The 12,075-nt window shown below is 58.2% G+C and carries 10 protein-coding genes and 1 rRNA gene; 8 read left to right on the top strand and 3 right to left on the bottom strand.

Going from position 1 to position 12,075, the window contains the following annotated elements; genetic code table 11:
* Positions 1-43: 43 nt before the first annotated feature.
* Positions 44-159: ribosomal RNA gene (rrf, locus tag AAAT03_RS09470) — 5S ribosomal RNA — on the top strand.
* 131 nt (positions 160-290) lie between these two features.
* Here rrf and AAAT03_RS09465 read toward each other — a convergent pair.
* Positions 291-758, bottom strand: a complete 468-nt coding sequence (locus AAAT03_RS09465) for a hypothetical protein (protein WP_349103203.1) — start codon at positions 756-758, stop codon at positions 291-293.
* Positions 759-1,035: 277 nt separating this feature from the next.
* Here AAAT03_RS09465 and AAAT03_RS09460 point away from each other — a divergent pair, with 277 nt between their 5' ends.
* Positions 1,036-1,467 (top strand): Hsp20 family protein, encoded by a 432-nt coding sequence (locus AAAT03_RS09460; RefSeq protein ID WP_117779449.1) that lies wholly within the window; start codon positions 1,036-1,038, stop codon positions 1,465-1,467.
* A gap of 81 nt (positions 1,468-1,548) precedes the next feature.
* Here the strand turns inward: AAAT03_RS09460 and AAAT03_RS09455 are convergent, their stop codons facing one another.
* On the bottom strand, positions 1,549-2,358 hold the full coding sequence (locus AAAT03_RS09455; RefSeq protein ID WP_118094359.1) for an MBL fold metallo-hydrolase: 810 nt from the start codon (positions 2,356-2,358) through the stop codon (positions 1,549-1,551).
* A 48-nt stretch (positions 2,359-2,406) separates the two neighbouring features.
* On the opposite strand from AAAT03_RS09455, the gene tilS reads away from it, so the two are divergent.
* The 5 genes from tilS to AAAT03_RS09430 all read left to right on the top strand — a co-directional run bounded on the left by tilS (position 2,407) and on the right by AAAT03_RS09430 (position 9,136).
* The gene (gene tilS / locus AAAT03_RS09450) at positions 2,407-3,948 is read left to right on the top strand and encodes a tRNA lysidine(34) synthetase TilS (protein WP_349103202.1); all 1,542 of its coding nucleotides are present in this window, start codon (positions 2,407-2,409) and stop codon (positions 3,946-3,948) included.
* Between the two features lie 148 nt (positions 3,949-4,096).
* Entirely contained in the window at positions 4,097-4,645 is a 549-nt protein-coding gene (gene hpt, locus AAAT03_RS09445; protein ID WP_055251779.1) for a hypoxanthine phosphoribosyltransferase, read from the top strand.
* A gap of 61 nt (positions 4,646-4,706) precedes the next feature.
* Positions 4,707-6,785: an ATP-dependent zinc metalloprotease FtsH gene (ftsH, locus tag AAAT03_RS09440; RefSeq protein ID WP_349103201.1), complete on the top strand. Its 2,079-nt coding sequence runs from the start codon at positions 4,707-4,709 to the stop codon at positions 6,783-6,785.
* Between the two features lie 179 nt (positions 6,786-6,964).
* Entirely contained in the window at positions 6,965-8,149 is a 1,185-nt protein-coding gene (locus AAAT03_RS09435; protein ID WP_349103200.1) for a pyridoxal phosphate-dependent aminotransferase, read from the top strand.
* Between the two features lie 165 nt (positions 8,150-8,314).
* The gene (locus tag AAAT03_RS09430; protein WP_349103199.1) at positions 8,315-9,136 is read left to right on the top strand and encodes a phosphatase; all 822 of its coding nucleotides are present in this window, start codon (positions 8,315-8,317) and stop codon (positions 9,134-9,136) included.
* Positions 9,137-9,203: 67 nt separating this feature from the next.
* Here AAAT03_RS09430 and rlmD read toward each other — a convergent pair whose 3' ends face one another.
* Positions 9,204-10,652: a 23S rRNA (uracil(1939)-C(5))-methyltransferase RlmD gene (rlmD, locus tag AAAT03_RS09425; RefSeq protein ID WP_349103198.1), complete on the bottom strand. Its 1,449-nt coding sequence runs from the start codon at positions 10,650-10,652 to the stop codon at positions 9,204-9,206.
* Positions 10,653-11,086: 434 nt separating this feature from the next.
* Between rlmD and AAAT03_RS09420 the strand changes: the two genes are divergently transcribed.
* Positions 11,087-11,947 carry a transporter substrate-binding domain-containing protein gene (locus AAAT03_RS09420; RefSeq protein WP_349103197.1) on the top strand — a complete coding sequence of 287 codons (861 nt, stop codon included), beginning with the start codon at positions 11,087-11,089 and terminating at the stop codon, positions 11,945-11,947.
* Positions 11,948-12,075 lie beyond the last annotated feature (128 nt).

Raw genomic sequence — 12,075 nt, 5'->3', positions numbered from 1 at the left:
TAGATGAGACCCAGGACACCGTAACGGTGGGCGCCGCCCACCGGTCAGCGGCCAGAGCATGGGGGGCACGCCCGGTCCCGTTCCGAACCCGGAAGCTAAGCCCCATCGCGCCGAGAGTACTGCGGGGTCAGCCCGTGGGAGGCCAGGGCGCCGCTGACCGGTGGACGGCACCGAGCCGTACGCTTGACTTGAAGAAGGGGGAGGCCGCGAGGCCTCCCCCTTTTTTGCGTTTACGGGGCGTAAATGACTCAATTACACCAGACGATCTTGTTGTTTTCGGTATTGAGCCTTTATTTAAAGAAAATAAATCGTATAACAAGGGCAACTGCTATGGCCGCAATGGTCAAAAGCAGAATTGTCAGCTGATGCTGCTTGCGTCGTTTACTTGACGAAACGAAGATTGACTTTCCCTGTTTTGGCGTTTCGAGATAGCGAGTCGAATGCGTCAAGGTTTGCTTGGGTCGAGGCCCTCTTTGTTGATGGACGGCGGATGCTTTCATCGGCTCATCACTAGCTGCGCTGTTTTTAGATAATGGTGCGTTTTTCAGATATACAGGGTCTCCCGAGGCGACGCCCATATGTTTACGTCCCGTTTGGGCATCCTCGAGCGTTTGATATCGGTTTCTCGTCACATAATCGGGCTCTGGGTCATTGATGGGCTCTTGCGAGATGTGGGGGCGATGGAACCGTGGCGGCTGCGTAGAAGTATCTTCGCCCTGCGTCGGCATAAACATATTGTTCTGGTTTTGGTCGTCCATGATGCCCTTTAGCTCGTTACCAACAACGTGTACGCGCTCATTGTAAGCCCCTTGTTATTTGTAGCTGCGAACATACTTGTTATTTAAGCTCTGGTTCAAAGAACCTTAACCTTACTAAAACCTGAGTCATACACACTTAGATATGCTTATAGTACTGGACTCAAAAAACTTTATAGTCGATGTATATATGGGCACTGGGTGGGCATATATAAGAGCGTCAAAAGAAGTCCCAGTCACCTAGAAGATGGCTCGGCAGTCCTTAAAAGGAGTGGTAAACATGGCAAGCATGGTTCCTTATCGTTCGGTTTTTGGCGTTCGTCCTTCTGCTAGCTCGCTGTTCGATCTGTTTGATGATATGACCGACCTTGCAAACAACTCGATTGCCTCCAAGGCGTTCCCCGTTGACGTTGAGGACAAGGGCGATGGCTACGAGGTCAAGGCGTATCTTACCGGTGTCGCCAAGGATGACATCGACGTCGAGCTCAATGAGGGTCGCCTGTCGATCAGTGTGAACGTCGAGGAGAGCGCCGAAAACGAGGGTAAGAACTTCCTCCAGAAGGAGTTCGGCTCGTACAGCGCGACGCGCGGCGTGTATCTGAAGGACGCTTCGAGCGAGGGCCTTTCGGCTAAGTATGCTGACGGCATCCTGACCGTTACGGTTCCCAAGATTGTCGAGAAGAAGAACGTCACGAAGATTTCTATCGACTAACGATGGCTCTGCTTCAATCGAGAGTATGAATTAAGGGGGCTGGGAAGTGATTCCCAGCCCCCTTTTGTTGTCTTGAGTGGGCTATTGAATAGTTGTCGGTTGATACTGACTTGCAGGGCGTATCGAGAGCTTCCGTGGCCCTTGAAGACGGGTGGCAGAACTGCCGAGTTCATCATCGAGACTTGCATCAAGCGCGTTGGCATAGCTTTTGACGGTAAGGCTCGGACGATTATTGTCCTGGCTGATATGCATGGCGATGAGCTGTTCGGTGCGATCGGTAACAAGTTCGCGCGCGGCTTCGGCGGCCTGGTTGTTGGAGAGGTGCCCCTTTGTAGACAGGATGCGCTCCTGAAGAAAGCGGGGGTACGCTCCTTCGCGCAGCATAGCTACATCGTGGTTGCTTTCGAGCGCGAGAACTCGACAGTCTTTGAGGATGCCTATGGCCTTGCTCGATAACTCTCCGGTGTCGGTGGCAAACCCAATGGAATCATCGAGAGCATTAAATCGATAGCCGACAGGATTGATGACATCGTGCGATGTTGAGTAGGTTTGCACGTGGATGCCGGCAATGGGGAGCGTGTCGCCGGGGTCAAATTCCTCTACGGGCAGGCGCGCGAGGTTTTCTTTGCATGAAAGGGTGTCCCTGCTGGCAAAGAGGGGACCATGCCAGTGCTTGCACCATACATCGAGCCCCTTGATATGGTCACCATGCTCATGGGTGATTACAAGAGCGGCGACGTCGTCTGCCGAGAGGCCAAGCTCCGCCATGCGTTTAAGTGTCTCGCGGCGGGACAGGCCGTTGTCGATCATGATGAGCCCCTGAGGTCCCTCGACGAGTGCGCAGTTGCCTTTTGAGCCGCTGCCGAGGATATGAAGGTGCAGGCGAGACATAAGATTCCAAAGGATACAATGAGTGCGGACGAATAGAGGAGGAAGCGAATGCCAACGGTATCTCAGCACTATGGACATCATGCCGCGCCGAGGACGGATAAGAGCGCCCTGGCAACGCGGCAGGCCGCTGCCCCCGTAGTGCTCATGGTATCAGGCGGTGCGGACTCGACGGCGCTGCTCCTTATGGCTTGCACATCAAAGCTGGATATCCATGACGGGCGCGGCGTCGCTCCCATTGCGCGCGAGCGATTGCACGTGCTGCATGTAAACCATCATATGCGCGGGGAGGCATCCGATGGCGACGAGGCCTTTGTACGTGACCTGTGCGCACAATACGGTTTGCCGCTGTGTGTTGAGCATGCCTATTTTGATGACGAATCGGGCAATATCGAGGCGGCTGCCCGCGAGGTTCGCTATGCCGCGGCGCGGAGGTATGTTCGCGAGCTCTGCGCCCAGACGGGGGCACCGCGGACGGCGGCTCGTATCTGCACTGCGCACACGTCTTCGGATCGCGCGGAAACGTTTTTGATGAACGCGATTAAGGGGTCGGGCCCAGCTGGGCTTTCGAGCATTCCGCGCCGAAGGAATATCGTGGTGCGTCCCTTGCTCGACCTGACTCATGATGAGCTCGTGGGCTATTTGCAGGTGCATGGTCAGCCGTGGCGGGAGGACGAGAGCAACGAGGATGTGTCGTACTTGCGCAACTATGTGCGCCATCGAGTGATGCCGGTGGTGGCGCAGCGCAACGCGAGCGTCTGTAAGACGATTGGCGCTGCCTGCGAGATCTTGGGCGATGAGGATGCCTTTCTTTCCCAGCTTTCCGCACAGGCGTTCCGAAGCTGCCTGCGTAAGGAGGCGGCGGGTGCACTGGTCCTTGACGCTCGTCGACTGGCCGCGGCTGAGGTGGTAATCGCGCGGCGCATCGTGAGACTGGCGATTAAACGCATCGATCCGGACGCTCGTCCAGAGATGCGACATGTGGAGCGAGTTCTTTCCTGCGTTGCCGAGGGCGCCGGCTCGGTCACGCTTCCGGCGGGGATTGACGCACGCATTGAGTTTGGCATGCTGGCGTTTAAGGCGCCGGTGGCTCGCGAGGGCCTGGTCGCGGACTGGGTTACCGTACCCGGTCGTTTGCCGTTGGGCGGGGGACGTGTGCTGGTCGCAGAGCCGATGGCCGTTGAGCCGGGATGCGATATCGTGCGCCGCGCCCGTGAGCTTGCGGCTGCCGGGGAAGTGACAGCTTTGGTAGACGCGGCTGCCCTGGGTTTTGCCGACAGCGATAGTGAGCGGATCCTGGCGGGCTCGCGTGGCGAGATCCCTGCCGAGGCGCGATTGGCGCGCCTGTGGGTGGACGGTCCCGCACCGGGAGATGTGATGTGCCCGTTGGGGATGAACGGCCGGAGCAAGAAAGTGTCAGACCTGCTGAACGAGGCTCGTATTCCCGTTTCTGAGCGCGCAGGCGTTCCTGTGATGAGAACGGCTCCGGGAGGTGCCGTGGTATGGGTCGCCGGAGTTCGCGCGGACGAGCGTTTTAAGTGCACGGCCGCAACGCGTGTGGCTTATCTGCTTCGCGTGGTTGATGCAGATTAGCCCCTCGCACCAGCTGTTCTGTGCGGCGTTGACGGTATTCCCGCGCTGATGGTGCGCGGGCTGGAAAATATGCCCCGTGCGCTGCTAGAATGTGTAGTTCGCGTCCATACGGCGGTGTGTGGGCGATTAAGCACAAGAAAGGGTTGTCATGGCTTCTCAACATCCGGATATCGAGAAGGTTCTGTTTACGCAGGAGGATATCGACGGCATCGTCTCTCGCCTAGGCGAGCAGATTACTCGCGACTACGCGGGTAAGGATCTGGTGCTGATTGCGGTCCTGCGCGGCGCCGTGGTCTTTATGGGCGACCTGATGCGCAAGATCGAGCTGCCGACCAACATCGATTTCATGGCTGTTTCGAGCTATGGCGACGGCGTGAAGTCTTCGGGTATCGTGCGTATCATTAAGGACCTGGATATCGACATCCGCGGTCGCGACGTGCTGATCGTCGAGGACATTCTGGACTCGGGCCTGACGCTCAAGTACCTGATGAAGAACCTCGAGAGCCGTAAGCCCGCCTCGCTGGAGGTCGCCGCCTTCCTGTGGAAGGACGTTGAGGACCGTACCTCGGCCGTCACGCCCAAGTATGTTGGAACCCATTGCCCCGATGCCTTTGTGGTGGGCTACGGCCTCGACTATGCCGAGCGCTATCGTAACCTTCCGTATCTGGGCATTTTGAAACCGGAGGTTTATTCGTAAGATGCCCGACGACCGTAACGATAACAATTCCCAGACTCCCCGGGAGCCTAAGATCCCGGGGATGCCCGGAGGCAAGAAGCCCACGCGTGCGGGCTGGCTGTATTTTATTTTGGCTTGCGCGCTTCTGGGCTACGCCTTCTTTAACATGGGCTCCGGCTTTGCCAGCTCCAGCAATACCGTTAAGCTCGCGACGAGCGAGATGGTGAGCGCCATTAAGCAGGATCGCGTCGAAGATTTGACCTATACGGTTCAAGACGGAAGCGTGGCGGGTCATTACTGGAAGACGAAAAAGGACAAGGGTGATACGAGCGAGCTCAAGAGCTTCTCCTCGACCTATGTCGGCTCCGATTCGCTTGCCGAGCTTATGGCGGAGCACCCCGACACCAAGTACATCGTCAACACCAACGACCCCGATTTTTGGGGCGACTTGGCGATGAGTGTGCTGCCGACGATTGCCCTGATCGCCATCATGTTCTACTTTATGCGCCAGATGATGGGCGCCAACAACAGGAACATGCAGTTTGGCAAGACCAACGCCAAGACCAACGAGGCAACGCGCCCCAAGGTCAAGTTTGAGGATGTTGCCGGTGTGGACGAGGCAGTCGAGGAGCTCGAGGAGATCCGCGACTTTTTGAGCGATCCGGATCGCTATCGCAAGCTGGGCGCCAAGATTCCGCGCGGCGTGTTGCTGGTTGGCCCTCCGGGTACCGGTAAAACCCTGCTGGCCAAGGCCGTTGCCGGCGAGGCGGGCGTGCCGTTCTTTAGTATCTCGGGTTCCGACTTTGTCGAGATGTTCGTGGGCGTCGGCGCCAGCCGCGTGCGCGACCTTTTTAAGGAGGCCAAGTCTCAGGCTCCGTCAATCATCTTTATTGACGAGATCGATGCCGTGGGACGTCAGCGCGGAGCCGGTTTGGGCGGCGGCCACGACGAGCGCGAGCAGACGCTCAACCAGCTGCTGGTCGAGATGGACGGTTTTGAGGAAAGCGAGTCGGTCATCCTGATCGCCGCGACCAACCGTCCTGACATCCTGGATCCGGCATTGCTGCGTCCCGGTCGTTTTGACCGTCAGGTTACGGTCGACCGTCCGGACGTGAAGGGCCGCGAGCAGATCTTGCGCGTGCATGCTGAGAACAAGCCGATGGACGAGGACGTTAAGTTTGAGAAGCTCGCCCAGATGACCGTTGGCTTTACTGGTGCCGATTTGGCGAACCTGCTCAACGAGTCTGCGTTGCTGGCCGCTCGCCGTCATCGTTCTGTGATCTCGATGGACGAGGTCGAGGAGTCGATGGAGCGCGTGATTGCCGGACCGCAACGCAAGGGTCGCGTGATGACCGAAGCCGAGCGCACCACGATTGCCTACCATGAGAGCGGCCACGCCCTGGTGGGTCACATCTTGGAGCATTCCGATCCGGTTCATAAGATCTCGATCGTCAGCCGCGGTCAGGCCCTGGGCTACACACTGCAGCTTCCGCAGGAGGATCACTTCCTCAAGACCAAGAACGAGATGCTCGACGAGCTCGCCGTGTTCTTGGGCGGTCGCGTTGCCGAGGAGCTCATGTGCGACGACATCACGTCGGGCGCGAGCAACGATCTGGAGCGCGCGACTAAGATGGCGCGCGAGATGGTCACGCGCTTGGGCATGAGCGAGGAGCTGGGCACGCAGGTCTTTGGCGAGGCGCAACATCAGGTGTTCCTGGGTCGCGACTACGCCGATCACCAGGATTACTCCGAGGAGACGGCGCGCCGCATCGATATCGAGGTTCAGCGCATCATGCGCGAAGCCCATCGCCGTGCGGTCGAGATTTTGGATGCCCGTCGCGATCAGCTCGATCTGATGGCGAAGGTGCTGCTTGAGCGCGAGACCGTCGAAGGCGACGCCGTGAACGCCCTGCTCGACAACGAGTGGGACGCTTACCTTGAGCGCGAGGGCGATATCCTGGCGGCCAAGGAGGAGCTCAACGCCAAGGCGGCTGGCATGCCGACCAAGAAGCGCTCGCTTCGCATGAGCGAGGAGGAGTTGGCGGCTGATGCCGCGGCCTTTGCGCAGGCGGCCATGCAGGAGGATGCCGAAGCCGCATCCGATGATGCCGGAGATGGCAATGCTGCCAACGCTGACGGCAACACCGACGCCGACAAATAGTTCTTGTAGCGAAAGCCTCCGCGGGGAAACCTGTGGAGGCTCTTTCTTTTGAGCGATATGTTGATTGGGGACAGACTTAAATGAGCGTTTTCACGCATTTAAGTCTGTCCCCAATCAACATTGCTGCGGCACTTTGCTCAGCTAAAGCGTACAATAGCGCCTATGCGAAAGGGGAACAGATGATCAACGAAACTATGTATGCTCGCGGTGCGGAAAGCTCCATCATCCGTGAGATCTTTAGCTATGGCCTTGAGCGCAAGGCACAGATCGGCGCGGAGAACGTATTCGATTTTTCGCTGGGTAACCCGAGCGTTCCGGCACCTGCCGCCGTGGCTGAGTCCATTAAGAAGGCCTTGGAGCTGCCGAGCGACCAACTGCATGGATACACGCCTGCGCCGGGTCTGCCGCAATGTCGAGCAGCCGTCGCCGACTCGCTCAACCGTCGCTTTGGCACGAGCTATGAGGGCAAGGACGTCTTTATGACGGTGGGTGCCGCGGCTTCGCTCACCTGCACGCTCAACGCGATCACCAATCCGGGCGACGAGGTCATCGTTATCGCTCCGTACTTCCCGGAGTATCGCGTGTGGATCGAGAAAGCTGGTTGCACGTGCGTCGAGGCGCTCGCCGATGAAGATACGTTCCAGCTGAGCGTGGATAACGTGCTCAAGGCGATTACCGATAAGACCGCTGCCGTCATTATCGACTCGCCCAACAACCCGACCGGTGCAGTGTATACGCGCGATACACTGACGCGACTGGCCAATGTTTTACGCGAGGTCAACGCCAAGCGCGATTCCGAGAACCCAATCACGCTCATCTCTGATGAGCCGTACCGCGAGATCGTGTACGGTGCCGAGGTGCCTTGGGTGCCCTCGATCTACGAGAACACCGTGGTGTGCTACTCGTATTCCAAGTCGCTTTCGCTGCCGGGCGAGCGCGTGGGCTGGATTTTGGTTCCCAATACCAATCCGCAGGCTGCTCGCCTGATGCCGGCCGTTGCCGGTGCCGCCCGCACGCTGGGCTTCGTGTGCGCACCGGCCCTCTTCCAGCGTGTAATCATCGACTGCATTGATGAACCGAGCGATGTCGAGGCCTATGCGCGCAACCGCACCGCGCTTACCGATGCACTAGCGGAGTACGGCTACACCTATGTTGAGCCGGATGGTGCATTCTACTTATGGGTGAAGGCGCTGGAGCCCGATGCGAATGCGTTCTGCGAGCGCGCAAAGAAGTATGAGTTGCTTGCGGTTCCCTCGGACAGCTTTGGTATGCCGGGTTGGTTCCGCTTGGGCTACTGCGTGAGTTACGAGACGATTATCAATTCGCTACCCGCTTGGAAACAGTTGGCGGACGAGTATCGTTAAAAGTAAAGCGCTCTGCCTACAATGTTTTACGTGAAACGGGGTTTGGTGTTAAGCCGGACCCCGTTGTCATGGACGTTGTGTCTTTGGGATGGAGTGGTTTTACGACTATCGAAGGCTATGCGTACAATGAATATAAGCGACGGCCATGCCAGATAAGGAGACCTGATGCCCTACCTGCTTTCTTGTGACATTCATACCCATACGATGTTCTCTGCGCATGCATATTCGACCATTGAGGAGAATGTGTATTGGGCGGCAGAGCGTGGCCTGCAGGTGCTCGGATCCGCCGACCATCTGAGCTCTATGGTTACGGCTTGCCCCAATGACCTGCGCAGTTACCAGTTCTTTATCAACCAGGATATCTGGCCGCGCATTTGGAGCGGCGTGCTAGTGCTGCGTGGTGCCGAGGCCGATATCGTTTCGCTGGACGGAAGCCTGTTTGGCGAGGACACTCCTGTCACGCTCGATATCGCCGGCGATTCGTATAGTCGTGAGCATTCGCTGTTCGATTTGGTGACGCGTAATTTGGATTATTTGGTTGCAAGCGTGCATAATCCGCAGATTGCTGAGGGCGCGACGCTCGCCCAAACGACCGAGATGTATATCAATGCCTTGGAACACCCCAAGGTGTTCATGCTGGGCCACGCGGGTCGCTCGGGCGTGCTGTTCGATATCGACGAGGTGCTGTTGGCGGCTAAGGCCAAGCACAAGATTATCGAGATCAACAACCATAGTCTTGAACACGGTGTCGACACTGAGCATTGGGCTGTATGCCGCAAGATCGCCGAGCGCTGCGCCGAGCTGGGCGTGGGTATTGGCGTGTCGACCGATGCCCACATTGGCATGGCCATTGGCAAGCTCGATCACGCGCGCAAGATGCTCGACGAGATTCATTTCCCGCTGGACCTGATCGTGACGCGCGACCGCGAGACGCTGCTGCGTGAGATGGCGGCAGCCGGCGTGTGCGACCTGCGCAAGGGGATGTAGCGAGGCTCAATCTGTAACGAGAAAAGGAGCGGTCAAGACGGACCGCTCCTTTTCTTATGTCAGTAGATTAACGGCGTTCGAGGACGGCGACGGTCTCGGTATGGTCGGTATGGGGAAACATATCAACCGGCGTAATGCTGAGCAGGCGATAGCCTCCGTCAAGGAGCTGGTGCAGGTCGCGCTCTTGAGTGACGGGGTTGCAGCTGATGTAGGTGATGCGGCGCGGCTTAAGTGCGCAGGCGGCTTCGAGGAACTCGGTGGTGGAACCGGCGCGCGGCGGGTCGATGGAAAGAACGTCGACGCGTTCGTTGTTGTCGGCGGCATCTAGGATGTAATCGGTGGCATCGTCGGCCATAAACCAGGCGCTGCGGGTGAGGCCGTTGAGCTCGGCATTGCGACGTGCGTCGGCAATGCCCGCCAGGTTGCGCTCCACACCGAGCAGCATAATGCCGATGCCCTTGTTCTGGGCGGCTTTGGCTGCGCACAGGCCGATGGTGCCGCTGCCGCAATAGGCATCCATGAGCACATCGCCCTGGTGCAAATCCATGCCGTCGATAGCGAGCTGATAGAGCAGTTCGGTCTGCTGTGGGTTGGTCTGGTAGAACGCGGTGGGGGAGATATCGAATTCGCAGCCGAGCAGCTGATCGCGCATGCATTCGGCGCCATAGACGATACGAGTCTCCTCACCCAAGATGGCGTTACCGGGACGGCCATTGATATTTTGGGCAACGGTGACGATATGCGGATCGAGTGCCGCGACGGCCTCAAAGAACTCCTGCGCATGCGGCAGGTCGCGCTGAGCGGTCACGAGCGTGACCATGACCTGGTCGGTACGCCAACCGCAGCGGACGACGGCATAGCGGAGCAAGCCCAGATGCTTGTCCTCGTTAAAGGCGGGAATGTGCAGGCGCTCAGCTTCACGCGCGATGCCGTTAAGAATTTGTCGGGCGCCCGGTACCTCGACGGGGCATTCGGGCACGGCAACGATTCTGTGCGAACCGCGCTCAAAAAAGCCGCAGCGGACAGCGCCCTCTTTGCCGGGAGCAAACGGAGTGGCAGCCTTATGACGAAAACCACGCGGCGCAGGATATTTGCCCGGGTCTCCCAGGGTGACTCCCATACCGCGAATGGGGTCGACGCTAATGCCCTCGCGCTCGCAGAGCTCAGCAAACAGCTCCTCCATAGCAGCCTGCTTGGCCGCCAACTGCTTCTTATAAGGACGATTGAGTGCCGTACACCCACCACAAGCTTTCATGATCGAACAGGGAGACTTGGGATCCACGGCCTTACGCGCAGGCTGAGCCGAATCCTTGCGCGAGCCTTTGGAGCGAACGTGAGGCGCCTTATCCCCGCCCTGACGAGAGCCAGAACGCTTGGTCTTAACCTTGCCCTTCGCCGACTTACCCTTCGCATCCTGAGACGACTTGGATTTCTTAGAAGTTTTTTTCTCCTCCGACCCCTCAGCCGCCTCGATCAAAGCACGACGAGCCTTACGCTCCGCACGAGATTCTGCCATGAATTAACCCCACTATTAAATAAAAGAAAAGTCCGAAGCAATTGTACCGTGCATTCAACGTGCCCGTTTGGAGAGGAGGCTATCTAAGGTTCCGAGCACGTTGTCTCCCGGCTGGGTGGCGCCCGGCGCGGAGTTTAATTTGTCGCGAGTTCCGCACGAACAGGAGGCCACTTAATGTGGCCTCCGTCGTGAGCAGGACTGTAGAGCAGCAAATTAAACTCCGCGCCGGGCGCCACCCAGCCGGGTGCTCCAACCTAGTGCTCCATGCGTGCTTTCCGTCTTGCGCAGGACTGTAGAGCAGGAAACTTAATTCCGCGCCGCTCCCCGCCCGCGCCGGGCAACCCCAACCTTGTGCTCCATCAAGGTAAAGTGTATGATTCTGGACGTTACATGATTCACTTTACCTAACTAAAGTGCTATCGAGGGGGAATACCATGAATACCGATATGTCTCGTCGTCAGTTTGTTGGTCTAGCCGGCTCGCTCGCCGCGGTGCTTGGCCTTGGTCTTGTCGGTTGCGGCGGTGGTGCTGGCAAGGGCTCCGCTGCTGGTTCTGCCGCGGCCAAGGATGTGAAGGGCGCTGCGGAGTCCAAGAAGCTCGTGGCGGGCTTTGATAAGTCCTATCCTCCGTACGGCTTTGTGGGCGATGATGGCGAGTACACCGGCTTTGATCTCGATCTGGCCAAGGCTGTTGCCGATAAGCAGGGCTGGGAGGTCAAATACGAGGCCATCGACTGGGATGCCAAGGACACGCTGCTCAACTCCGGCGCCATCAACTGCATCTGGAACGGTTTTACCAAGGAGGGCCGCGAGGACGATTACACGTTCTCCGAGCCGTACATGCTCAATGAGCAGGTGCTGGTGGTCAAGAAGGACGCGGGTATCAAGAGCTGGGACGATCTTGCCGGCAAGACCGTGATTACCCAGACCGATTCCGCTGCGCAGGACGTGCTCGAGGGTGACCAGAAGGATCTGGCGGCGACGTTTGCCACGCTCGATACCATCGGCGAGTACAACACGGCCTTTATGCAGCTCGAGAGCGGTGCGGTCGATGCTGTGGCGTGCGACCTTTCGATTGCCCAGTATCAGCTTGCCGCCAAGCCCGATGCCTACACGCAGCTTGATGAGCCGCTGTCCAGCGAGCACTACGCCGTTGGCTTTAAGAAAGGCGACACCAAGTCGGCCGATGCTGTGACCGAGTCGCTCAAGGCGCTCTACGAGGACGGCACGGTTAAGGACCTGTGCGACAAGTATTCAAGCTATGGTCTTTCCTTCGACAACTGGGTGCTCAAATAGCGGCTTTCCCAGGCACCCGATTTTGCCGTTCAAACCGTCGCTTGCGTACATTTAGTACGCGGCGCTCCTCTTTCACGGCAAACTCGGGCACCTGGAAAACCCGCTTTAGCATTGGGTTCGCTGTTCCG

Source organism: Collinsella sp. CLA-AA-H167, from assembly GCF_040095305.1.
In the GTDB taxonomy this organism is placed as follows: domain Bacteria; phylum Actinomycetota; class Coriobacteriia; order Coriobacteriales; family Coriobacteriaceae; genus Collinsella.
This window is presented reverse-complemented; position numbering and strand designations above follow the sequence as displayed.

Excerpts from the sequence above, each read along its gene's own strand:
- AAAT03_RS09420 (WP_349103197.1), top strand. The coding sequence starts at position 11,087 with ATGAATACCGATATGTCTCGTCGTCAGTTTGTTGGTCTAGCCGGCTCG.
- AAAT03_RS09455 (WP_118094359.1), bottom strand. The coding sequence starts at position 2,358 with ATGTCTCGCCTGCACCTTCATATCCTCGGCAGCGGCTCAAAAGGCAAC.
- AAAT03_RS09465 (WP_349103203.1), bottom strand. The coding sequence starts at position 758 with ATGGACGACCAAAACCAGAACAATATGTTTATGCCGACGCAGGGCGAA.
- AAAT03_RS09430 (WP_349103199.1), top strand. The coding sequence starts at position 8,315 with ATGCCCTACCTGCTTTCTTGTGACATTCATACCCATACGATGTTCTCT.
- tilS (WP_349103202.1), top strand. The coding sequence starts at position 2,407 with ATGCCAACGGTATCTCAGCACTATGGACATCATGCCGCGCCGAGGACG.
- ftsH (WP_349103201.1), top strand. The coding sequence starts at position 4,707 with ATGCCCGGAGGCAAGAAGCCCACGCGTGCGGGCTGGCTGTATTTTATT.
- AAAT03_RS09435 (WP_349103200.1), top strand. The coding sequence starts at position 6,965 with ATGATCAACGAAACTATGTATGCTCGCGGTGCGGAAAGCTCCATCATC.
- AAAT03_RS09460 (WP_117779449.1), top strand. The coding sequence starts at position 1,036 with ATGGCAAGCATGGTTCCTTATCGTTCGGTTTTTGGCGTTCGTCCTTCT.
- hpt (WP_055251779.1), top strand. The coding sequence starts at position 4,097 with ATGGCTTCTCAACATCCGGATATCGAGAAGGTTCTGTTTACGCAGGAG.
- rlmD (WP_349103198.1), bottom strand. The coding sequence starts at position 10,652 with ATGGCAGAATCTCGTGCGGAGCGTAAGGCTCGTCGTGCTTTGATCGAG.